This window comes from Pantoea sp. X-Soil-MYKO-1785 (assembly GCF_059730675.1).
Genome location: NZ_AP036000.1, coordinates 3,414,958 through 3,438,345, shown reverse-complemented (window position 1 = coordinate 3,438,345; position 23,388 = coordinate 3,414,958). Strand labels below are relative to the sequence as shown.

The 23,388-nt window shown below is 55.7% G+C and carries 20 protein-coding genes and 1 other RNA gene; 15 read left to right on the top strand and 6 right to left on the bottom strand.

The window, feature by feature from the left end:
• Positions 1 to 33: 33 nt before the first annotated feature.
• Positions 34 to 1,185 carry a methionine adenosyltransferase gene (metK, locus tag AC6I8D_RS16245; RefSeq protein ID WP_069728849.1) on the bottom strand — a complete coding sequence of 384 codons (1,152 nt, stop codon included), beginning with the start codon at positions 1,183 to 1,185 and terminating at the stop codon, positions 34 to 36.
• Positions 1,186 to 2,030: 845 nt separating this feature from the next.
• Here metK and speA point away from each other — a divergent pair.
• From speA to AC6I8D_RS16230, 3 genes are all read left to right on the top strand, one after another.
• Positions 2,031 to 4,007, top strand: a complete 1,977-nt coding sequence (gene speA, locus AC6I8D_RS16240; RefSeq protein WP_072051014.1) for a biosynthetic arginine decarboxylase — start codon at positions 2,031 to 2,033, stop codon at positions 4,005 to 4,007.
• A gap of 170 nt (positions 4,008 to 4,177) precedes the next feature.
• Complete coding sequence (gene speB, locus AC6I8D_RS16235) at positions 4,178 to 5,098, top strand: agmatinase (protein ID WP_312055990.1); 921 nt, start codon at positions 4,178 to 4,180, stop codon at positions 5,096 to 5,098.
• Positions 5,099 to 5,315: 217 nt separating this feature from the next.
• Positions 5,316 to 5,726, top strand: coding sequence for a YidB family protein (locus tag AC6I8D_RS16230; RefSeq protein ID WP_497820471.1), 411 nt, complete (start codon positions 5,316 to 5,318; stop codon positions 5,724 to 5,726).
• Between the two features lie 59 nt (positions 5,727 to 5,785).
• Here AC6I8D_RS16230 and loiP read toward each other — a convergent pair whose 3' ends face one another.
• Complete coding sequence (gene loiP / locus AC6I8D_RS16225) at positions 5,786 to 6,541, bottom strand: metalloprotease LoiP (RefSeq protein WP_312055992.1); 756 nt, start codon at positions 6,539 to 6,541, stop codon at positions 5,786 to 5,788.
• 271 nt (positions 6,542 to 6,812) lie between these two features.
• Between loiP and tkt the strand changes: the two genes are divergently transcribed.
• From tkt to AC6I8D_RS16190, 7 genes are all read left to right on the top strand, one after another.
• A complete protein-coding gene (gene tkt / locus AC6I8D_RS16220; RefSeq protein WP_497820470.1) occupies positions 6,813 to 8,807 on the top strand; it encodes a transketolase in 1,995 nt (664 codons plus the stop codon).
• A 308-nt stretch (positions 8,808 to 9,115) separates the two neighbouring features.
• Positions 9,116 to 10,135, top strand: a complete 1,020-nt coding sequence (gene epd / locus AC6I8D_RS16215; protein ID WP_497820469.1) for an erythrose-4-phosphate dehydrogenase — start codon at positions 9,116 to 9,118, stop codon at positions 10,133 to 10,135.
• Between the two features lie 51 nt (positions 10,136 to 10,186).
• Entirely contained in the window at positions 10,187 to 11,350 is a 1,164-nt protein-coding gene (gene pgk / locus AC6I8D_RS16210; protein WP_031375766.1) for a phosphoglycerate kinase, read from the top strand.
• 105 nt (positions 11,351 to 11,455) lie between these two features.
• Positions 11,456 to 12,535: a class II fructose-bisphosphate aldolase gene (fbaA, locus tag AC6I8D_RS16205; protein WP_031375765.1), complete on the top strand. Its 1,080-nt coding sequence runs from the start codon at positions 11,456 to 11,458 to the stop codon at positions 12,533 to 12,535.
• A gap of 192 nt (positions 12,536 to 12,727) precedes the next feature.
• Complete coding sequence (gene mscS / locus AC6I8D_RS16200; RefSeq protein ID WP_312055995.1) at positions 12,728 to 13,609, top strand: small-conductance mechanosensitive channel MscS; 882 nt, start codon at positions 12,728 to 12,730, stop codon at positions 13,607 to 13,609.
• 126 nt (positions 13,610 to 13,735) lie between these two features.
• Positions 13,736 to 14,359 (top strand): arginine exporter ArgO, encoded by a 624-nt coding sequence (gene argO, locus AC6I8D_RS16195; protein ID WP_312055996.1) that lies wholly within the window; start codon positions 13,736 to 13,738, stop codon positions 14,357 to 14,359.
• Positions 14,360 to 14,503: 144 nt separating this feature from the next.
• Complete coding sequence (locus tag AC6I8D_RS16190; protein WP_031375762.1) at positions 14,504 to 15,226, top strand: oxidative stress defense protein; 723 nt, start codon at positions 14,504 to 14,506, stop codon at positions 15,224 to 15,226.
• A gap of 36 nt (positions 15,227 to 15,262) precedes the next feature.
• Here the strand turns inward: AC6I8D_RS16190 and AC6I8D_RS16185 are convergent, their stop codons facing one another.
• On the bottom strand, positions 15,263 to 16,168 hold the full coding sequence (locus tag AC6I8D_RS16185) for a LysR family transcriptional regulator ArgP (RefSeq protein WP_009087111.1): 906 nt from the start codon (positions 16,166 to 16,168) through the stop codon (positions 15,263 to 15,265).
• Between the two features lie 182 nt (positions 16,169 to 16,350).
• Here AC6I8D_RS16185 and rpiA point away from each other — a divergent pair, with 182 nt between their 5' ends.
• Positions 16,351 to 17,010, top strand: coding sequence for a ribose-5-phosphate isomerase RpiA (gene rpiA / locus AC6I8D_RS16180; protein WP_312758482.1), 660 nt, complete (start codon positions 16,351 to 16,353; stop codon positions 17,008 to 17,010).
• 279 nt (positions 17,011 to 17,289) lie between these two features.
• Positions 17,290 to 18,528, top strand: a complete 1,239-nt coding sequence (serA, locus tag AC6I8D_RS16175; protein ID WP_312055998.1) for a phosphoglycerate dehydrogenase — start codon at positions 17,290 to 17,292, stop codon at positions 18,526 to 18,528.
• 271 nt (positions 18,529 to 18,799) lie between these two features.
• Here serA and AC6I8D_RS16170 read toward each other — a convergent pair whose 3' ends face one another.
• From AC6I8D_RS16170 to zapA, 3 genes are all read right to left on the bottom strand, one after another.
• Positions 18,800 to 19,405 (bottom strand): 5-formyltetrahydrofolate cyclo-ligase, encoded by a 606-nt coding sequence (locus tag AC6I8D_RS16170; protein WP_497820468.1) that lies wholly within the window; start codon positions 19,403 to 19,405, stop codon positions 18,800 to 18,802.
• 122 nt (positions 19,406 to 19,527) lie between these two features.
• Positions 19,528 to 19,711: non-coding RNA, 6S RNA (gene ssrS, locus AC6I8D_RS16165), on the bottom strand.
• 39 nt (positions 19,712 to 19,750) lie between these two features.
• On the bottom strand, positions 19,751 to 20,080 hold the full coding sequence (gene zapA, locus AC6I8D_RS16160) for a cell division protein ZapA (RefSeq protein ID WP_031375758.1): 330 nt from the start codon (positions 20,078 to 20,080) through the stop codon (positions 19,751 to 19,753).
• A gap of 170 nt (positions 20,081 to 20,250) precedes the next feature.
• On the opposite strand from zapA, the gene AC6I8D_RS16155 reads away from it, so the two are divergent.
• The 3 genes from AC6I8D_RS16155 to ubiH are packed head-to-tail and all read left to right on the top strand — an operon-like array spanning position 20,251 to position 23,386.
• On the top strand, positions 20,251 to 20,829 hold the full coding sequence (locus AC6I8D_RS16155) for a YecA/YgfB family protein (protein WP_031375757.1): 579 nt from the start codon (positions 20,251 to 20,253) through the stop codon (positions 20,827 to 20,829).
• A 59-nt stretch (positions 20,830 to 20,888) separates the two neighbouring features.
• Entirely contained in the window at positions 20,889 to 22,211 is a 1,323-nt protein-coding gene (gene pepP / locus AC6I8D_RS16150; protein WP_497820467.1) for a Xaa-Pro aminopeptidase, read from the top strand.
• Entirely contained in the window at positions 22,208 to 23,386 is a 1,179-nt protein-coding gene (ubiH, locus tag AC6I8D_RS16145) for a 2-octaprenyl-6-methoxyphenyl hydroxylase (protein ID WP_497820466.1), read from the top strand. The genes pepP and ubiH overlap by 4 nt, the downstream gene beginning before the upstream one ends.
• The last annotated feature ends 2 nt before the right edge of the window (positions 23,387 to 23,388 follow it).

Sequence of the window (23,388 nt, the reverse complement as noted above, 5' to 3'; positions counted from 1 at the left end):
GTCGTGGCAGGGTTTTGATCATTCCGGCTTAAATCAGAGGCCAGCGGCTTCGCGCAGCTGTGCCGCTTTGTCGGTTTTTTCCCATGGGAAATGTTCTCGACCAAAGTGACCGTAAGCCGCGGTCTCTTTATAGATTGGGTGCAGCAGGTCGAGCATCTGAATCAGACCATACGGACGCAGATCGAAGAACTCACGCACCAGCAGCGTCAGCTGCTCAGTTGAAACTTTCTCGGTACCGAAGGTTTCAACCATGATGGAGGTAGGTTCCGCCACGCCAATCGCGTAAGAGACCTGAATTTCACAACGATCTGCCAGACCGGCCGCCACGATGTTCTTCGCGACGTAACGGGCAGCATAGGCTGCTGAACGGTCCACTTTTGACGGGTCTTTGCCCGAGAACGCGCCGCCGCCGTGTCGAGCCATGCCGCCGTAGGTATCAACGATGATTTTACGTCCGGTCAGGCCGCAGTCGCCCATCGGGCCACCGATAACAAAACGGCCAGTCGGGTTGATATGATATTTGGTCGAGGCGCTCAGCCATTCTGCAGGCAGAACCGGCTTGATGATCTCTTCCATCACCGCTTCCTGCAGATCTTTCTGGCTGATGGATTCGGCGTGCTGAGTCGACAGCACCACCGCATCAATGCCAACGATTTTGCCGTCGTCATACTGGAAAGTGACCTGGCTCTTGGCATCCGGACGCAGCCACGGCAGGGTGCCATTTTTACGCACTTCAGCCTGACGCTGCACCAGACGGTGCGCATAGGTCACCGGCGCAGGCATCAGCACGTCGGTTTCGTTGGTGGCATAACCGAACATCAGGCCCTGGTCACCGGCGCCTTGCTCCAGCGGATCGCTGCGGTCAACGCCCTGGTTGATATCCTGGGACTGTTTACCAATCGCGCTTAATACTGCGCAGGAGTTGGCATCAAAGCCCATATCGGAATGAACATAGCCGATTTCACGTACGGTGTTACGGGTGATCTCTTCGATATCGACCCAGGCGCTGGTGGTGATCTCACCGCCAACCAGAACCATACCGGTTTTAACGTAAGTTTCGCAGGCCACGCGTGCTTTAGGATCCTGTTCGAGGATCGCATCCAGCACCGCATCGGAGATTTGGTCGGCGATTTTATCAGGATGTCCTTCTGATACGGACTCAGACGTAAAAAGGTGTTTAGCCATTCTGTTCTTTACCTTACAAATGGTTTGAATTCGACTGCATAGCGCAAGTGAGTATCATCTGACTTAACGCCCCTTCAGGCAAAGCCGCGAGCAGTGAGGTTGTGTCAGCACAGCAGGCCAACACCGCCTGGATATTAACCTGTTTAGATGGAAAACCATCTGGACGGCTATTTTAGGTTACAGGATGAGCGAATTACCAGCCCTTTTTCTGTTTCAGCATTTTACCTGACGGGCTTATCGGCATAATTTCCTGACACTCCACGCATTTCCCCGATAATCTTTTTGCTTTTTGCCGCTGTAAACTGTATAAAACGCCGCTGCTTTGGTAGCAGCAATCAGGATGACGCCAGATCGCGTCGCGCCCGTCAGACACGCGTCTGACTTTCACCCAGTTGTGTTCCATGTGCCGCTGGCATGTGTGGAGGTGATACGAGTAATGAACCACGTTTTCTCTTTTTGCGGTTCTGCGCGCTGCGGCGCTGCGCTGGCTGTCTCCTGCCTCCCATCTCTTTCTCTGTCCTGCCGACAATATGTTCGATGCGGTAATTTTACCGACACGAGCGCCGGTTAATCTGTACCACTATCCTTACGGTTTTGTCTCTTCTCTGCGCGTGCGCAGCTGAACGACGCACGTTATCCGTGGTCCTCTTATACAAATCTGTTAAATGCATTCGGTTTCAACGGATATGGCCAGGGTGTTTTACACTTAACTCTCATGCGTGAATCGCGCTGACGGCAACGTCAGGTGAACAGGACATTGCGTTTAATGTGGCAACGAGTTTTCAGATTAGCGGCCAGAAAGCCGGTTAACAGTTTCATCTTTCAACGGAAAATTGAGGTTCGCGATGTCTGACGACATAAAGAATATCAAGGGTTCGTCAGCTGGCGAACAGGGTGCACTCCGCTCAATGCAGGAGGTAGCAATGAACGATCAGGATGCGAGCAAAATGTTGCGTACCTACAACATTGCCTGGTGGGGCAACAACTATTACGACGTCAACGAACTGGGCCACATCAGTGTCTGCCCCGATCCGGATCGCCCGGATGTGCGCGTCGATTTAGCCAGGCTGGTCAAAGAGCGTGAAGCGCAGGGCCAGCGTCTGCCTGCACTGTTTTGTTTCCCGCAGATTCTGCAACACCGTCTGCGCTCAATTAACGCCGCGTTCAAGCGCGCGCGTGAATCCTACGGCTACACCGGCGATTACTTCCTGGTTTATCCAATCAAGGTGAACCAGCACAAACGCGTGATCGAATCGCTGATCCACTCTGGCGAACCGCTGGGACTGGAAGCCGGCTCGAAAGCTGAGCTGATGGCAGTGCTGGCGCACGCCGGGCAGACCCGGACGGTGATCGTCTGTAACGGCTATAAAGATCGCGAGTACATTCGTCTGGCGCTGATCGGCGAAAAGATGGGCCACAAGGTCTATCTGGTGCTGGAGAAGATGACCGAAGTCCGGCTGGTGCTGGAAGAGGCGGAGCGTCTGAACGTGGTGCCGCGTCTTGGCATTCGCGCCCGTCTGGCCTCTCAGGGCTCGGGTAAATGGCAGTCGAGCGGCGGCGAAAAGTCGAAATTCGGCCTGTCGGCGACCCAGGTGCTGAAGCTGGTAGAGATCATGCGTGAAGCGGGCCGCATCGACAGCCTGCAGCTGCTGCACTTCCATCTCGGTTCGCAGATGGCCAACATTCGCGACATCGCCACAGGCGTGCGTGAGTCGGCGCGCTTTTACGTTGAGCTGGCTAAGCTCGGCGTTAACATCAAGTGTTTCGACGTGGGTGGCGGTCTGGGCGTGGATTACGAAGGAACGCGCTCGCAGTCTGACTGCTCAGTCAACTACGGCCTGAACGAGTATGCCAACAACGTCATCTGGGCGATTGGCGATGCCTGTGATGAGCACGGCCTGGAGCATCCTACGGTGATCACCGAGTCGGGTCGTGCGGTAACCGCGCACCACACGGTTCTGGTTTCTAACATCATCGGTGTTGAGCGTAACGAGTTCAGTAACCCGGAAACGCCGGATGCTGATGCGCCGCGCCCGATTGTCAGCATGTGGGAAACCTGGCAGGAGATGCACGAGCCGAACACCCGTCGTTCGCTGCGTGAATGGCTGCATGACAGCCAGATGGATCTGTTTGATATCCATACCGGTTATTCGTCCGGCACCTACGATCTGAAACAGCGCGCCTGGGCTGAGCAGCTCTATCTGAGCATCTGCCACTACATTCAGCAGCATCTTGATCCGAGCAACCGTGCGCACCGTCCGATTATCGACGAACTGCAGGAGCGGATGGCGGATAAGATCTACGTTAACTTCTCACTGTTCCAGTCGATGCCGGATGCCTGGGGTATCGATCAGCTGTTCCCGGTGCTGCCGCTGGAAGGGCTGAACAAGAAGCCGGAGCGCCGCGCCGTGCTGCTCGACATCACCTGTGATTCCGATGGCACCATCGATCACTACGTTGATGGCGACGGCATCGCTACCACCATGCCGATGCCAGAATATGACGTGGATAATCCACCAATGCTGGGCTTCTTTATGGTCGGCGCTTACCAGGAAATTCTGGGCAACATGCACAACCTGTTCGGTGACACCGAAGCGGTGGATGTCTATGCCCGTGAGAATGGCGACGTCGAAGTTCAGCTGTCGGACGAAGGCGACACCGTGGCGGATATGCTGCGCTACGTGCAGCTCGATCCGAACGAACTGATGGCACTGTTCCGTCATCAGGTGCAGGCCTCCGATCTGGATGACGAGCTGCGTGCGCAGTTCCTCGAAGAATTCGAGAGCGGCCTGTACGGTTACACCTATCTGGAAGACGAGTAATCGGCTCAGATCGCCGGCAATCTCATATTGCAGTTGCCGGTGAAATGTCGATAATCTGACGCATACAATCCCTTCCTCGTCGGGCCTAACGACGCGGAGGGGATTTTTTTCATCTATAGCTTAATGGCTCGCGGGCCTGGCCCGACGGATGCCAACAGAGAGGACGATCTATGTACAATACCCTCGGCAACCAGTACGACAACTCCCTGGTCTCAAACGCCTTTGGTTTCATGCGCTTCCCGCTCAACTTCCAGCCTTACGACAGCGATGCAGAGTGGGTGATCACCGGCGTTCCATTTGACGCCGCCACCTCGGGCCGTCCCGGCAGCCGTCTGGGCCCGGGTGCTATCCGTCAGATCTCAACCAACCTTGCGTGGGAAGGTTGCCGCTGGCCGTGGGATTTCGATCTGCGTCAGCGCCTGAAGGTGGTTGACTGTGGCGATCTGGTTTATGCCTTTGGTGACTCACAGGATCTTTCTGACAAGCTGCAGGCGCATGCCGAAAAACTGCTGGCGAACGGCAAACGCATGATGACCTTTGGCGGCGACCATTACGTGACGCTGCCGCTGCTGCGCGCACATGCGAAGCACTTCGGTAAGATGGCGCTGGTTCACTTTGATGCGCATACCGATACCTATTCCAACGGCCCGACCTTCGACCACGGCACCATGTTCTTCACCGCGCCGAAAGAAGGTCTGATCGATCCACAGCACTCGGTCCAGATCGGTATCCGTACCGAGTTTGATCAGAGCCTCGGCTTCAACGTGCTGGATGCAGCGCAGGTTAACGATCGCAGCGTCGATGACATTCTGGCCGAAGTGAAACGCACCGTGGGCGATCTGCCGGTCTATCTGACCTTCGATATTGACTGCCTTGATCCGGCACACGCGCCGGGCACTGGTACGCCGGTCATTGGCGGACTGACCACCGATAAAGCCACCAAGCTGATTCGCGGTCTGCAGGGCATGAACATCGTCGGTATGGATCTGGTGGAAGTGGCGCCAGGCTACGACCACGCCGACCTGACTGCGCTGGCCGCGGCCACTCTGGCACTGGATATGCTGCACGTGCAGGCGGTCAATAAAGGCTAATGCGATACGCTGGCCGGACTGCGTAAGCCGGCCAGCTTGCCAGCACTGAAAGCGGTGTTCTGCCTGTCGGACAGACGCCGCTTTGATCGTCACCTGACGCCTCGCCCGCTGCACCATCCTCGCTTTTTAATCCCGATGATCCCCTTCAGGTACGCCAGGCGCGAACCGCTATCTGCAACTAAACTTACAGCGTAAAAATTGCAGAGTGGAGATGATCATGGGCTTTCTTGATGAACTGGCAGGCGCACTCGACGGCAGTCAGAGCGAAGGGCATCCGCCCGGGCAGTTGCAGGCGGTCTGGCACTGGGTGCAGGAGCAGGGCGGTATTGAAGTACTGCTGTATAAGTTCCAGCAGGGGGGATTAGGCGAGATATTCAGCTCGTGGATCGGCACCGGCGATAATCATCCGGTCGGCCACAGCGAGATTCAGTCGGCCTTTGGTCAGGAGGAACTGCAGTCACTGGCGGATAAGCTTGGCACCGACGTCAAAGGCGCATCGGGTACGCTGGCGGCGCTGCTGCCACAGCTGATCGATAAAATGTCGCCGCAGGGACGGATGGATGAACAGGCGCTGCACGACAATAAGCTGGATTTAGGCTCGATGGTGGATCAGATATTCAAGCGCTAGCGATCTGCCTGGCTCAGCGAGCGAAAGCGCGCACCGGGTACGCGCTCCGCAGGTAAAGGTTATTTGCTGTCTGCTGCGATGCGCTCGCGGATGTGCTGGGCGCGCGCCTCTGACGCCGGGTGCGAATCAAACATTGAACTCTGGCGTCCCTGTTCCAGTTTTGCCAGTTTCTCGAAACTGGTCGCCAGACCCATTGGATCGATGTTGCGCTTCTTCATCAGATCGTAAGAGTAGTCATCAGCCTGGCTTTCCTGGGTCTGTGAGAACTGAGCATTGACCAGTTTTTCACCCAGTTCGCCAAGCTGCGACTGCGACAGTGAACCGATCACCCCACCGACCGAGGCGGCAGCCGTGCGGGCGGCGGTGGTAGCATACGCCAGCTGCATCGCTTTGCGGGTATGGCCCAGCGCCACGTGGCCCATCTCATGGCCCAGCACGCCTTCCACTTCGTTGTCATCCATCATATCCATCAGGCCGCTATAGACGCGAATACAGCCATTGGCCATCGCCCAGGCATTGACGTCTTTGGTCTGATACACCTTGTAGTTAGCCGGTACGCCATTAATGTTATCGCCCAGCGCGGCGGCAATTTTATTCAGACGCTGCTGATATTCACTGCTGGCAGGTGCAACCTGATTCTCTTTGTCCATCTGCTCACAGGATTGATCGCTGAGCTGCTTCACCTGATCATCGCTCAGGGTATAGGCCTGGTAAGCCTGCGCGCCCGACTGCATCAACGCGTTATTATCTAAACCCTGACAGCCGCTCAGCAGCGTTGCCAGCCCAAGAGCGACGACCGTTTTTTGGATTTTCATTCCGTATCCCATTCATAACAAGGTAAGAAAAACAAACACCTGAAACACTGCCAGGTGATTAAACTCTTCGGTTATAGCGCGCCACTCCTCGCATTGCTAGCAGACATCGCCGGAAAAGCCAGACGAAGCGGGCACATTTAGCGTTTTACAGCATGTACTTTTGCCATGTTTTTCATGTACATTGATCTGCAACTTTTTCCTTGTTTTGCCCGATAACTCATTAATTACAATAAGTTAAGGTGCGAAGCATTAATCCGACCTGGAGTAGAAAATGCCCTCTCGTAAAGAGCTCGCCAACGCCATTCGCGCGTTAAGTATGGATGCAGTACAGAAAGCTAAATCGGGACATCCGGGTGCCCCGATGGGCATGGCGGACATCGCTGAAGTTCTGTGGCGCGGCTACCTGAATCACAACCCAACCAATCCGCTGTGGGCCGACCGCGACCGCTTCGTGCTCTCCAACGGTCATGGCTCAATGCTGATTTATAGCCTGCTGCACCTCACCGGTTACGATCTGCCGATCAGCGAGCTGGAAAACTTCCGTCAGCTGCATTCAAAAACTCCAGGTCATCCAGAATATGGCTACACCGCAGGCGTTGAAACCACCACCGGTCCGCTGGGCCAGGGCATCGCTAACGCGGTCGGTTTCGCCATTGCTGAACGTACGCTGGCGGCACAGTTTAACCGTCCGGGCCATGACATCGTAGACCACAATACCTATGTCTTCATGGGTGATGGCTGCATGATGGAAGGTATTTCACACGAAGTCTGCTCACTGGCCGGTACCCTTAAGCTGGGCAAACTGGTGGCGTTTTATGATGACAACGGCATCTCAATCGACGGTCATATTGATGGCTGGTTCACGGATGACACGGCAAAACGCTTTGAAGCCTACGGCTGGCACGTGGTGCGTGGCGTAGATGGTCACGATTCTGATGCGATTGCTAAAGCGATCGACGAAGCGAAAAGCGTCAGCGATAAGCCGTCGCTGCTGATGTGTAAAACCGTTATCGGCTTCGGTTCACCGAACAAAGCGGGCACCCATGACTCGCACGGCGCACCGCTGGGCGATGATGAAGTCGCACTGACCCGCAAACAGCTGGGCTGGGAACACGCGCCTTTCGTTATCCCCTCTGACATCTACGCTGAGTGGGACGCTAAAGAAGCGGGCCAGGCAAAAGAAGCCGCATGGGATAAGAAATTTGCCGCTTACGCTCAGGCACACCCTGAACTGGCCGCCGAGTTCAAACGTCGCGTCAGCAATGAGCTGCCGGCAAACTGGCAGCAGGAGTCGCAGAAGTTTATCGAACAACTGCAGGCTAACCCGGCTAAAATCGCCAGCCGTAAAGCGTCACAGAATGCCATTGAAGCCTTTGGTAAAATCCTGCCGGAATATCTGGGGGGATCAGCCGATCTGGCGCCAAGCAACCTGACCATCTGGTCCGGCTCTAAGCCAATCAACGAAGACGCCGCGGGTAACTACATCCATTACGGCGTGCGTGAATTTGGTATGACCGCGATTGCTAACGGTCTGGCTCTGCACGGCGGTTTCCTGCCGTACACCGCCACCTTCCTGATGTTCGTTGAATATGCGCGTAACGCGGCGCGTATGGCGGCACTGATGAAGATCCGTCAGATCATGGTTTATACCCACGACTCAATCGGTCTGGGCGAAGATGGCCCGACTCACCAGCCGGTAGAGCAGATGGCCAGCCTGCGCACTACGCCGAACATGAGCCTGTGGCGTCCGTGTGACCAGGTTGAATCGGCAGTGGCATGGAAATATGCCATTGAGCGTAAAGATGGCCCGACAGCGCTGATCTTCTCGCGTCAGAATCTGGCGCAGCAGGAACGCAGCACTGAGCAGCTGGCTAACGTGGCGCGCGGTGGCTACGTACTGAAAGATTGCGACGCGACGCCTGAATTAATCCTGATCGCCACCGGTTCAGAAGTTGAACTGGCGGTTGGCGCCTGGGATAAACTCACCAGCGAAGGTCGTCAGGTACGCGTGGTCTCTATGCCATCAACCGATGCATTCGACAAGCAGAGTGACGCTTACCGTGAATCTGTGCTGCCGAAAGCGGTCAGCGCACGCGTAGCAATCGAAGCGGGTATCGCTGATTACTGGTTCAAATATACCGGTCTGAACGGCGCTATCGTCGGCATGACCAGCTTCGGCGAATCAGCACCGGCCGATCAGCTGTTCGAAATGTTTGGCTTTACCGTCGACAACGTTGTCGCTAAAGCGAAAGCGCTGCTGGCGTAACATCCGTCAGGCGGGCTCACACCCGCCTGATTAAAATCAGGGACGCTTCAGGCGTCCTTTTCGTTTTTTATTCCTGCAGTAATAACTATCTTTTGCGCCATTTTGTGACATAGATCCAAATATACGCAGTCCGATTGATCACAATCATTCCTGTTATTCCTCCCATCCTTTATTGTGGCTGAACCGTTTCAGTTGCCGGGCAGATCGCCCCGGTTTCAGACAATGCCGGGTAAGAATCTCCTGTACAAACTACAGCGAAGCGCTCAGGCTAACGGCACGTTTTTTCCGTCTGACGTGGCAGGAGAGAAATGACCATACGGGTAGCAATAAATGGGTTTGGCCGTATTGGACGCAACGTATTGCGTGCGCTGTATGAAACCGGCCGTCGTGCTGAGATCACCGTTGTCGCCATCAATGAGCTGGCCGAAGCGACCGGTATGGCGCATCTGCTGAAATATGACACCAGCCATGGCCGTTTTGCCTTTGATGTGCGGCAGGAGCGCGACGTGATGTGGGTCGGCGGCGATACCCTGCGCATTTTACACCGCGCTGAGATTGCCGATCTGCCGTGGCGCGAACTCGATATCGACGTGGTGCTGGATTGTACCGGCGTCTACGGCTCGCGCGCCGACGGCGAAGCGCATCTGCAGGCCGGCGCGAAGAAAGTGCTGTTCTCACATCCGGGCGGCAACGATCTCGATGCCACGGTGGTGTATGGCGTCAACCAGCAGTGGCTGAAAGCGACTGACTGCATCGTCTCGAATGCTTCCTGCACCACCAACTGTATTATTCCGGTGATCAAACTGCTGGATGACGCGTTTGGTATTGAGTCCGGCACCGTCACCACCATTCATTCGGCGATGCACGATCAACAGGTGATCGATGCCTATCACAGCGATCTGCGTCGTACCCGTGCCGCCAGCCAATCGATCATTCCAGTTGATACTCGGCTGGCGGCCGGGATTACCCGTATTTTTCCGAAATTCAACGATCGCTTTGAGGCGATTGCCGTGCGCGTGCCAACGATTAACGTGACGGCGATTGATCTCAGCGTTTCTGTACGCCAGCCGGTGAAGGCGTGTGAAGTTAACGCCTTGTTGCAAAGCGCGGCAGAAGGGGCATTTCGTGGTATAGTTGACTATACGGAATTACCGTTAGTCTCAGTCGATTTTAACCATGATCCGCACAGTGCCATTGTGGACGGCACCCAAACGCGGGTCAGTGGTCAACACCTGATCAAGACCCTGGTCTGGTGTGATAACGAATGGGGCTTTGCTAACCGAATGCTCGACACGACGTTAGCAATGGCCGCAAGCGGTTTCAGCTAGGGCGCGGTTTGCGCCTGGCAAAACTTATGAGAATCAACGAGAGGGTTCACCATGTCTGTAATTAAGATGACCGATCTGGATCTTGCTGGCAAACGCGTTCTGATCCGCGCCGATCTCAACGTACCAGTGAAAGAAGGGAAAGTGACGTCAGATGCACGTATCCGTGCTTCTCTGCCTACCATCGAAGCGGCGTTGAAACAGGGCGCGAAAGTGATGGTTACCTCTCACCTGGGTCGTCCGACCGAAGGTGAATACACCGAAGAGTTCTCACTGCTGCCGGTAGTTAACTACCTGAAAGAGAAGCTGAGCGGCACTAATGTGACCCTGGCAAAAGATTACCTCGACGGCGTTGAAGTGGGCGCTGGCGAACTGGTGGTTCTGGAAAACGTTCGCTTTAACAAAGGCGAAAAGAAAGATGACGAAGCACTGTCTAAAAAATACGCTGCCCTGTGCGACGTGTTCGTGATGGATGCGTTCGGTACCGCGCACCGTGCGCAGGCTTCTACCCACGGTGTCGGCAAATTTGCCCCGATCGCCTGTGCCGGTCCGCTGCTGTCAGCAGAGCTGGAAGCGCTGGGTAAAGTGATGAGCAACCCGGAGCGTCCGCTGGTCGCCGTCGTGGGCGGTTCTAAAGTATCGACTAAATTCGACGTACTGCAGTCGCTGGTGAAAATTGCTGACACCGTTATCGTCGGTGGCGGCATCGCTAACACCTTCGTGGCTATCGACAACAACGTCGGTAAATCACTGTATGAGCCAGACTTCGTTGAAGCGGCTAAAGGCCTGCGTGACCAGTACGGTATCCCGGTTCCAACCGACTCACGCGTTGGCACGGAATTCTCTGAAACTGCCCCGGCAACCGTGAAAAAGGTTTCGGAAGTGGCGGATAACGAAGAGATTATGGACTTCGGTGACGAAACCGCTCAGGCAATGGCCGCCATTCTGAAGGAGGCTAAAACCATCCTGTGGAACGGTCCGGTTGGCGTCTTTGAGTTCCCGAACTTCCGTAAAGGCACCGAAATCGTGGCGAATGCGATTGCCGACAGCGAAGCGTTCTCGGTTGCAGGCGGCGGTGACACCTTAGCGGCCATCGACCTGTTCGGTATCGAAGATAAAATTTCTTACATCTCGACCGGCGGTGGCGCGTTCCTCGAGTTCGTGGAAGGCAAAAAACTGCCAGCCGTTGCCATGCTGGAAGAGCGTGCGAAGCAGTAATCCTTTGGGGGCGATGCCGGGTGGCATCGCCTGAAGTCTTGCCCGTCAGGGCGTTTAAATCGAGGTCCCCACAGGGGATCCACGGTCACGAAACAGGACACAATCATGTCTAAAATTTTTGATTTCGTAAAACCCGGCGTTGTCACTGGTGATGACGTACAGAAGATCTTCAAAGTTGCGAAAGAGAACAAATTCGCACTGCCAGCGGTTAACTGCGTCGGTAGCGACTCGATCAATGCGGCACTGGAAGCAGCGGCAAAAGTAAAAGCGCCGATCATTATCCAGTTCTCTAACGGCGGTGCCGCGTTTATCGCCGGTAAAGGTTTCAAAACCGACAAGCCACAGGGCGCAGCTATTTTCGGTGCTATCGCTGGCGCACACCACGTGCACCTGATGGCAGAACAGTACGGCGTGCCGGTTATCCTGCATACTGACCACTGTGCCAAGAAACTGCTGCCGTGGATCGACGGTCTGCTGGACGCAGGCGAAGAGCACTTCAAGAAAACCGGTAAGCCACTGTTCTCTTCTCACATGATCGACCTGTCTGAAGAGTCACTGGAAGAAAACATCGAAATCAGCAGCAAGTACCTGGCGCGCATGGCGAAAATCGACATGACGCTGGAAATCGAACTGGGCTGCACCGGTGGTGAAGAAGATGGCGTCGACAACAGCCACATGGACGCATCTGCACTTTACACCCAGCCAGAAGATGTTAACTACGCCTACGAAAAACTGAATGCCATCAGCCCGCGTTTCACCATCGCGGCATCATTCGGTAACGTGCACGGCGTTTATAAGCCAGGCAACGTGAAACTGACCCCAACCATTCTGCGCGATTCGCAGAAATACGTGTGTGAAAAACACGGTCTGCCGCACAACGCGCTGGACTTCGTTTTCCACGGTGGTTCAGGTTCTTCTGCTGCAGAAATCGAAGAGTCTATCAGCTACGGCGTGATCAAGATGAACATCGATACCGATACCCAATGGGCGACCTGGGACGGCATCCTGCAGTACTACAAAAAGAACGAAGGCTATCTGCAGTCGCAGCTGGGTAACCCGGAAGGCGCTGACAAGCCAAATAAAAAATACTACGACCCACGCGTCTGGCTGCGTTCTGCCCAGGCCTCTATGGTGGTCCGTCTGGAGCAGGCTTTCAAAGAGCTTAACGCTGTCGACGTACTGTAATAACCAGTGAGTTAGCGTACAAAAAAGGCCCGAAAGGGCCTTTTTTTATGCAGCTGCGGCAGAAAATTGCGGTTAAACGACCCGCTTTTTGGCGCTTCAAACAATAATTGATTACCCTAGATCACGGGGTGTCGGATTACATCTGGCAGTTTTTGTTTATTCCCGGCGGGAATCCAATTACAGGGCTTATTAATGGAAGATTTACACGTCGTCGATGGCTTATCCAACGCAGGCAGCTGGCTGGTGCGCAATCAGGCGCTGATCATCAGCTATGCCGTCAATATTGTGGCGGCCATCGCCATCATTATCGTCGGGATGATCATCGCCCGCATCATTTCTAACGCTGTAAACCGTCTGCTGCGCGCACGGCATATCGATGCCACCGTGGCTGACTTCCTCTCTGCGCTGGTACGCTACGGGGTGATTGCCTTCACCGTCATCGCGGCATTAGGGCGGATTGGAGTACAAACCGCCTCGGTGATTGCGGTACTGGGTGCGGCGGGTCTGGCCGTTGGTCTGGCGCTGCAGGGATCGCTCTCTAACCTGGCCGCTGGCGTACTGCTGGTGACCTTCCGTCCGTTCCGTACCGGCGAGTTCGTCGATCTGGGTGGCGTGATGGGAACGGTACAGCAGGTGCAGATCTTCTCAACCACCCTTAAAACGGCCGATGGTAAAGTCGTGGTGGTGCCAAACGGCAAGATTATCAGCGGCAACATCGTTAACTTCTCCCGTGAGCCAATCCGCCGGAATGAGTTCATCATTGGCGTGGCTTACGATGCGGATGTTGATGAGGTGATTGCGTTACTGCAGCAGGTGGTTGAAGCCGACAGCCGGGTGCTGAAAGAGATGGGCATTCAGATTGGCCTGAACGAACTGGCTGCCTCCTCAATGAACTTTGTGGTGCGTTGCTGGAGCAACAGCGGCGATCTGCAGAACGTCTACTGGGACCTGCTGAAGAACTTCAAGCGGGCGCTGGATGCCAAAGAGATCGGCATTCCGTATCCACAGCTGGATGTGCATCTGCATCAGCAAACTCAGCCTGACGCGGCGCCCTCTCAGGCTCAGCCGCAGTAATCCCTCTCAATGGGCGGCAAGCGTCGCCCATTAATTTCTCTTATCACAGATTAATTCTTTCAATTTCCGCTAATCATCCAGCCTCTTTATACTGCACCCCATCTTAACTTTCTTGGGACTAAACCGGTGCTGACTCTCTATTTTCAAGGGCTTGCTCTTGGTGCTGCGCTCATCCTGCCGCTGGGACCACAAAACGCGTTCGTGATGAATCAGGGCGTAAAACGCCAGTATCATCTGATGACCGCTTCACTGTGCGCGCTGAGTGATATCGTGCTGATTTGCGGCGGTATCTTTGGCGGCAGCGCCTTACTGAACCAGTCGCCGTTGCTGTTAATGCTGATTACCTGGGCCGGGGTAGCTTTTCTGCTGTGGTATGGCTGGGGCGCGCTGCGTACTGCTTTTAGCGGCAGCGTTGATTTAGGCGACGGCCAGCCGATGAAGCAGGGAAGGGCGCGGATTATCGCCACGCTGCTGGCGGTGACCTGGCTGAATCCGCACGTCTATCTCGATACCTTCGTGGTACTGGGAAGTCTGGGCGGTCAGCTGCCGACCACTGCCGCCCGTCAGTGGTTCGCCATGGGCACCATCAGCGCCTCTATTCTGTGGTTTTTTGGCCTGGCGCTGCTGGCTGCCTGGTTATCACCACGGCTGCGCACCGCCCGGGCACAGCGCATTATTAACCTGCTGGTCGGGGTGGTGATGTGGTTTATTGCGCTGCAGCTGGCGCGTCAGGGCATCGCCGGTTTTTAAACTTCACCCGAACAGGCTGCGGTAATTGCCGCGCTGAGGGCGAACTTTTGCCATAATGACCACTCAAAGCATGGCGCATACCGATGCGCTTTTGGGCTTCGCCGGTTGGAAGCCGTCATATTGACCTTTTCAAGGAGGACTTTCATGAAACTGAAAGCATTGGCTTTGGCCGCAATAATGAGCGCTGGGGCACTGCCCGGCGTACAAGCTGATGAGTTGCCGAATGGGCCGCACGTCGTGACCTCTGGCAAGGCAACGGTCGATGCCCGTCCGGACATCGCCACCTTATCCATCGTGGTTAACGTCTCATCAAAAGATGCCGCCGATGCGAAAAAGCAGGCCGATAGCCGGGTTGCGCAGTATTTCGATTTTCTGCAAAAAAATGGCATTGAGAAGAAAGATATCGATGCTGCCAACCTGAGCACCCAGCCAGAATACGATTACACCAAAGAGGGTAAATCGGTACTGAAAGGTTATCGTGCCGTGCGTCAGGTGCAGGTGACCCTGCGTCAGCTGGACAAACTCAACGACCTGCTGGATGGCGCGCTGAAGTCCGGCCTGAATGAGGTTCGCAGCGTTGAGTTAGGCGTGGCAAATCCGGAAAGTTATAAGCAGCAGGCCCGCAAAGCGGCGATCAAAAATGCCACTCAGCAAGCTTCAGAGCTGGCAGCCGGCTTCAACGCCCAGCTGGGATCGATCTACAGCATTCGCTATCAGGTGGCTAACTATCAGCCGATGCCGATGAACCGGATGTATAAGGCCGCCGCTGCCGCCGATACCTCGGCTCAGGAAACCTACGATCAACAAAGCATCAACTTTGACGATCAGGTCGATGTGGTGTTTGAGATCAAACCGAACACGCCATAATGCAAAACGGGGCCTGCGCCCCGTTTTCTTTTGTGGTTACGCGGCGACGTCATCCTGACGCAGCACGCGATGGCCATGCGCGATCAGCGCATCGGTCACCCGCCGCATCAGACGGCTCTCCGGCGCGAAGCGATGCCAGTAGAGCATCCGGCGCTGATAGAGGCCGGGCGTCAAATCAATAAGCTCACCGCTCGCCAGCTCACGCTCAATCTGCAGATGCGGGATCATACAGCAGGTCGACCCCTGTCGCGCCATCTGCACAAAAGCTTCCGATGAGTTAACGATATGGCAGGGCACGCTGCCCGGCGACAGATCGAAGTTCTGCTGCAGGAACGCCTGATGCATATCATCCAGATGGTCGAATGCCACGGCAGGCGCTTTCAGCAGGGCAGAGCGGGTGACGCCGTTGGGGAAAAAGCGGTCGGCAAAGTCACGTGATGCGACAAACAGATAGTCGAGCGCACCCAGCTGATCCACCAGGCAACTCGGCAACGGCTGTGGCTGAATACTCACCGCACCGACCACTTCGCCACGGCGTAAACGCTCCTGGGTACGGGTTTCATCTTCTACCTGCAAATTCAGCCGGACCGGTGAGTCGGCCAGCACATCTTTCAGCGCAGGCAGCAGCCAGGTTGCCAGACTGTCGGCGTTGACCGCCAGCGACAGCAGCAGCGGCGTAGTACCGCTGTTTTCATCACCCAGCCACTCCTCTTCCAGCAGCTCTACCTGATGCAGCAGCGCCAGCAGCTTCTGGCCCTGTTCGGTCGGGCGGGGCGGGACGGTACGCACCAGCAGCGGCTGTCCAAACAGATTCTCCAGCTGCTTGATACGCTGTGAAACCGCCGACTGCGTGATGCATAATTTCTGTGCGGCGCGTTCAAAACCGCGTTCACGAATCACTGAATCCAGCGCCTGAAGCGTACGATAATCCGGGCGTTTCATTGTTGTTCTCTCTCCTTCAGGGTGGACGTTACTATGCCACAAAAGTGTCACCTGTGAGCGACCGGGTGTTTTTTGTGGTCTGGCTTCCAAAGCGATAAATCCGCGCCTGTCACCCGAGCATTTTCAGTCAGCCTTGTTTTATACTACGCGCACTTCGTTGTCGCACAGGTTTTAAACATACCATGACCCAGGATGAACTGAAAAAAGCCGTAGGCTGGGCTGCACTCGATTATGTGCAGCCTGGGACGGTTGTCGGCGTTGGCACCGGATCGACCGCGGCCCACTTTATTGATGCGCTCGCGACCGTCAGGCATCAGATTGAGGGCGCGGTTTCCAGTTCCGACGCCTCGACCCAGAAGCTGAAAAGCCTGGGGATTCAGGTGTTCGATCTGAACGAGATCGACGTTCTGTCGGTTTATGTCGACGGTGCCGATGAGATTAACCCGCAGATGCAGATGATCAAAGGCGGTGGCGCCGCGCTGACGCGTGAGAAAATCGTCGCCGCGGTGGCGGAAACCTTTATCTGCATTGCCGACGCCTCCAAAGAGGTCGACGTGCTGGGACGCTTTCCGCTGCCGGTTGAAGTGATCCCGATGGCGCGCAGCTACGTAGCGCGTCAGCTGGTCAGACTCGGGGGATTACCGGAATACCGTCAGAATGTGGTCACCGATAACGGCAACATTATTCTCGACGTGCATAATCTGCGCATTCTCGATCCGATCGCGCTGGAAAAAACCATCAACGCCTTGCCCGGCGTGGTCACGGTTGGTCTTTTTGCCGCACGAGGTGCCGATATCGCACTGATTGGCGGGCCTGACGGGGTTAAAACCATCAAAAAATGATCTGTCCGGCGTCAGTGCGACGCCGGTTATTTCTGTCCGCAAAACATCTTTTCTCGTCAGGGTGAAATTTGGTGACTTATGTCACATTAACGTCATCCACAGCGGGTTCGTTCTTCCTTCATCGCAGACATCACGATTTTGTACGGCAATGTGCTGTTGCTGAGCCTTGCCGTGCTGTCGGGCAGGCAATCGTTTGTATTGCCGGACGCGAATTTTTTGATATTTTGACAGAAGGCTGGCTTATGGCAGTCCTCATTGAATTCTGAATAGGGTCGGGAAATGGCAAAGGTATCACTGGAAAAAGACAAGATTAAGTTCCTGCTGGTGGAAGGTGTCCATCAGAGCGCGCTGGAAAACCTGCGGGCTGCAGGTTATACCAACATCGAATTCCACAAGGGCGCGCTGGACGCCGACGCGTTAAAAGCATCGATCCGTGATGCGCACTTTATTGGTATCCGTTCCCGCTCCCAACTCACCGAAGAGATCTTTGCCGCCGCTGAAAAGCTGGTCGCGGTCGGCTGTTTCTGCATCGGGACTAACCAGGTTGATTTGCAGGCTGCTGCCAGCCGCGGCATCCCGGTGTTTAACGCCCCATTCTCCAACACCCGCTCGGTGGCGGAACTGGTGATTGGCGAAATGCTGCTGATGCTGCGCGGCATTCCGGAAGCAAATGCCAAGGCCCACCGCGGTATCTGGAACAAGAACGCCAAAGGCTCATTTGAAGCGCGTGGCAAAAAGCTGGGCATCATCGGTTACGGCCATATCGGTATGCAGTTGGGCGTGCTGGCTGAAAGCCTGGGTATGCACGTTTTCTTTTACGATATCGAAAACAAATTGCCGCTGGGCAATGCGACTCAGGTACGCCATATGGCCGATCTGCTTAACATGAGCGATGTGGTCAGCCTGCACGTGCCGGAAACGGTCTCCACCCAGAATATGATCGGTGCCGAACAGCTGGCGCAGATGAAGCCTGGCGCACTGCTGATTAATGCTTCACGCGGTACGGTGGTGGATATTCCGGCGCTGTGCGAAGCGCTGGCCAGCAAACAGGTTGGCGGCGCAGCTATTGACGTCTTCCCGGTTGAGCCAGCGACTAACAGCGATCCGTTCATCTCACCGCTCAGTGAGTTTGATAACGTAATCCTGACGCCACACATTGGCGGATCGACCGAAGAAGCGCAGGAGAATATCGGGATTGAAGTGGCGGGTAAGCTGGCGAAATACTCCGATAACGGCTCCACGCTGTCAGCGGTCAACTTCCCGGAAGTGTCACTGCCGATGCACGGCGTCAGCGCCAGCCGTCTGCTGCACATCCATGAAAACCGTCCTGGCGTGCTGACGGCGATCAACCAGATTTTTGCTGAGCAGGGCATCAACATTGCGGCGCAGTATCTGCAGACATCGCCATTTATGGGCTATGTGGTAATTGATATCGATGCTGAGCCAGAGCTGGCTGATAAAGCGTTACAGCTGATGAAAGCGATTCCGGGTACTATTCGCGCCCGTCTGCTTTACTAAGCAATATCAACCTGAAGAGGGGCTCAGTCACCTCTCTTCAGATGATTGATAACGTCAGGCCCGATCTGCTGTGAAACCGTGCATGCACAGGAAACACGGTCAGATCGGAAAGTCGCAAAGACGTTATCCCTGCTGCCCGGCCCGCGCAGTCCCTTGCGCGGGACGCTTTCCCCTTCTGACCGTGCCTGCACGTTGAGCTGATTCGTGGCTGCCAGATTCATTCTGATTCGGGGTGTCTGGCCGGCTGAAACTGCGCGTGACTGCGATTCGTCTACTCCCACTGCCAGAGTTTTGACGGCGTCATTATTGCTGGCAAAGGCACATCCCAGTCGGCCACCGGCAGGCTATCGACGCGCTGACAGTCGTGCGCCAGGCCCACCGGCAGGAAACCGTGCTGCCGCCAGTTTTGCAGGGTGCGATCGTAAAAACCGCCACCCATCCCCAGCCGCTGTCCATACTGGTCGAAAGCCACCAGCGGCACCATCATCACATCAAGCTGATCCAGGGTAATCAACTGCCGGATGTCCAGCGGCGGCTCGGGAATGCGCAGCTTATTGCGCATCAACTGGGTTTCGGTGGAATAACGCAGAAACAGCAGGTTGCCGGGCGAGAAGGGATGTAACACCGGCAGGAACACCTGCTTTTTCTGCTGCCATAGTCGGGCAATCAGCGGTCGGGTGTTGAGTTCGCCATCGACCGACAGAAACAGCGCCACGTTTTGTGCGGCGGTGAGCGGGGCGTAATTGAGGGCATGTTCAGCGAGTTGCTCTGCCGCCTGTTCCTGCTGCTCATCGGTCAGGGCGCGTCGCAAATGGCGAACGTGCTGGCGAATCGCCTGACGCTGGCTTTGAAGCTGGAGCTGAGAAGAATCAGACATGGTTTCCCCGCCGGGTAAGTCGCAGTTGAAGCAACTATAACATGACAGTCGGGGAAAATACCGGTACCGCAAGGGGACGAGCAGGGAACTACTCTGGGAACTTTAGCTGGAACTACAGAAGAGAGATCTCCGAGATGCCGCCGTAGGCTGTAACCCTTGAACCCTTGGTTCAAGGTGAACATGCCGTCGTAACCATCAGGCTTCTCGGACGAACCGAGCATGCACACAGGTTACAGAGCGTCACATTCTGTTTTTTCGAAATATCGGCTCAGGGGACTGGCCCACATGCAAACATCTCAGAGAAAATTTACCTCACCGTTGCCTGAGTATAGCAACCATGAAGTTTTATTCGAACTTCGCACCCTCACGCTCAGAGATGCGACCTTGCTCAACCAGTGCCTGTTCAATCGTCTGCTGCAACATACGGATACGCTGTTCCATATTAGCAGCATAATCGCGCGTTTTCACTTTCTCTTGCGCCAGCTCGTGGCAGACGTTTAACGCGGCGATGAACACCAGTTGTTCTGTATTGGTGACTCTAGTGCGAACTTTTAGATCTTGCAACCGTTGATTGAGATCTTCAGCCGCTGCATTCAGCGCATCTTGCTGTTCAGGCGGACAATTCACTCTCAACGAACGACCAAAAATTTGTAAATCTACCGGTTGTGCAGACATGCCACCTTCCTGACTGATTACTTCGCCCGCAACTCCCTTAGCAGTCAATGGCTTGGGAGGCGGGCAACTATATAGACCCGCGAAATAAGTTACAACCCCTTTTCTGGAAACCTTGAGGCAGCTAGTGGTAGCATAACACGAACTTATTCTGCCAACGACGATGAAAACTTATGTCCTTACAGAACGCAACCCCCGATTACAACGCGCTGGCGGCGGCGCTCTCACAGCAGGGCGTAGGGATGACCCCCGCAGAAATGCACGGCTTGCTGAGCGGCATCCTGTGCGGCGGCAATCAGGACCCCAGCTGGAAGACCCTGGTGCACGATCTGGCCAATGAAGGCATGGCGTTTTCACAAAGCCTGTCGATGCCGTTACAGGCACTGCATGAAAATATCGCCACCACCCTGGAAGATGAGGGATTCCTGTTTCAGCTGCTGTTACCCAGCGATGATGACATCACGGTATTCGATCGCGCCGACGCGCTGGCCGGCTGGGTGAATCATTTTCTGCTCGGCCTTGGCGTGACACAGCCTAAACTGGATAAAGTCACTGGCGAAACCGGTGAGGCGATTGATGATTTACGCACCATCGCCCAGTTGGGTTACGAAGAAGATGAAGATCAGGAAGAGCTGGAGCAGTCGCTGGAAGAGGTGATTGAGTATGTCCGTGTTGCAGCGCTGCTGTGCCACGATACCTTTACCCGTCCACAGCCGACCGCGCCAGAAGTTCAGAAACCGACGCTACACTAAGCTTACGATAACGGGTCACCTGGTCAGTTTAAACAGGTCAGATTACAGGGAGTGCAGAGATGATTTCACTGGACAGATTCCAGCAGCGTCGACAGGCGCTGTTAGCGAAAATGGTTCCTGGCAGCGCCGCGTTGCTGTTTGCCGCGCCTGAAGTGACGCGCAGCAACGACACTGAATACTCATTCCGTCAAAACAGCGACTTCTGGTATTTCACCGGCTTCAACGAGCCGCAGGCGCTGCTGGTGCTGATTAAAAGTGATGAAACGCATAACCATAGCGTGCTGTTTAACCGGGTACGCGATCTGACGGCAGAAGTCTGGTTCGGACGTCGTCTGGGTCAGGATGCGGCACCGGCAACGTTGGGTGTCGATCGCGCCCTGCCGTGGAACGATATTGGCGAGCAACTGCACCTGCTGCTCAACGGTCTGGATGTGGTTTACCACGCGCAGGGTGAATATGCGCAAGCTGACACGCTGGTGTTTAACGCGCTGGATAAACTGCGCCGCGGTTTCCGCCAGAATCTTAGCGCACCGGCCACGGTGACCGACTGGCGCCCGTGGGTGCATGAGATGCGCCTGTTCAAAGATGCCGATGAGATTGCGCTGTTACGCCGCGCTGGCGAAATCAGCGCGCTGGCCCATACCCGTGCGATGCAGGCCTGTCGCCCAGGGATGTTTGAATATCAGCTCGAAGGCGAAATTCATCACGAATTTAATCGCCACGGGGCGCGCTTTCCCGCCTACAACACCATTGTTGGCGCCGGTGAAAACGGCTGCATTCTGCACTACACCGAGAATGAAAGCGAACTGCGCGACGGCGACCTGGTGCTGATCGACGCTGGCTGCGAGTTCCACGGCTATGCCGGTGACATTACCCGTACTTTCCCGGTTAACGGCAAGTACAGTGCCCCGCAGCGCGCACTGTATGACATCGTACTGACATCGTTGTATACCGCGCTCAGCCTGTTCCGTCCGGGGATCAGCATCCGCGAAGTGAATGATGAAGTGGTGCAGATTATGGTCAGCGGACTGGTTGAACTGGGGGTGCTGCAGGGTGAGGTCGACACACTGATTGCCGAAGAGGCGCATCGCCAGTTTTATATGCATGGCCTCAGCCACTGGCTGGGGTTAGATGTGCATGATGTCGGTCACTATGGCACGCCCAGCCGCGATCGCGTGCTTGAGCCAGGCATGGTCCTGACCATTGAGCCAGGGCTTTACATCGGCCCGGATGCCGATGTACCGGCAGAATATCGCGGCATTGGTATTCGTATCGAAGATGACATTCTGATCACCGAAACCGGCAATGAAAATCTTACCGACAGCGTGGTGAAGGATGCCGCAGCGATCGAAGCATTAATGGCGGCGGCAAAAACAGCATGAGCATTCTGATTGCCGGTGGCGGCATGACCGGCGCGACGCTGGCGCTGGCAATATCCCATCTGACCCAGGGCCGGTTGCCGGTGACGCTGATTGAAAGCAGCGAACCCGCCAGCCGGGCACACCCCGGCTATGATGGTCGCGCCATTGCGCTGGCGGCGGGCACCTGCCAGCAACTGGCCGATATCAACCTGTGGCAGCGCATTGCCGGCTGCGCCACGCCAATTACCCGGATTCATGTTTCCGATCGCGGTCATGCGGGCTTTGTTTCGCTGGCGGCGGCTGACTATGACATTCCGGCGCTGGGGCAGGTGGTAGAGCTGTTTGATGTCGGACAGCGTCTGTTTACTGAACTGAAGAAAGCGCCGGGCGTCACTCTGCGCTGTCCGGCTCGCGTTACTCAGGCCAGCCGCAGCGAGCAACAGGTAACGGTAACGCTTGATAATGGCGAGCAGCTAAATGGCGATCTGCTGGTGGCGGCAGACGGCTCACGCTCTGCGCTGGCCGCCTCCTGCGGCATTCAGTGGCAAACCGATGACTATCAGCAGCTGGCGTTGATTGCCAACGTCACTACGGCGTTGCCACATCAGGGGCAGGCGTTTGAACGCTTCACCGAGCACGGTCCGCTGGCCCTGTTGCCGATGTCAGATCATCGCCTGTCGCTGGTGTGGTGCCATCCGCTGTCACAGCGTGACGCGCTCACGCGCTGGAGCGAAGCCGAATTCCTCAGTGAACTGCAGCGGGCGTTTGGCTGGCGGCTGGGCAAATTTACCCATGCCGGCCAGCGTGAATATTACCCGCTGGCGCTGCACCGGTCGCTACAGCCGGTCACACATCGTGTGGCGGTGGTCGGCAATGCGGCGCAGACGCTGCACCCGATTGCCGGACAGGGCTTTAACCTTGGCCTGCGTGACGTAATGTCGCTGGCCGGGACGCTGGCGTCAGCCCATCAACAGCAAAAGGATCCCGGCAGCTATGCGGTACTGCAACATTATCAGCAGCGCCGTGAGCAGGATCGCGCCGCGACCATCGGTATTACCGACGGCTTAGTGCGTATCTTTGCCAACCGTCATACGCCGTTGGTCATCGGGCGTAATCTGGGTCTGCTGGCGATGGATCATCTGCCGTGGCTACGAAATCAACTGGCTGAGCGCACGCTTGGCTGGGTTAAGCGTTAATA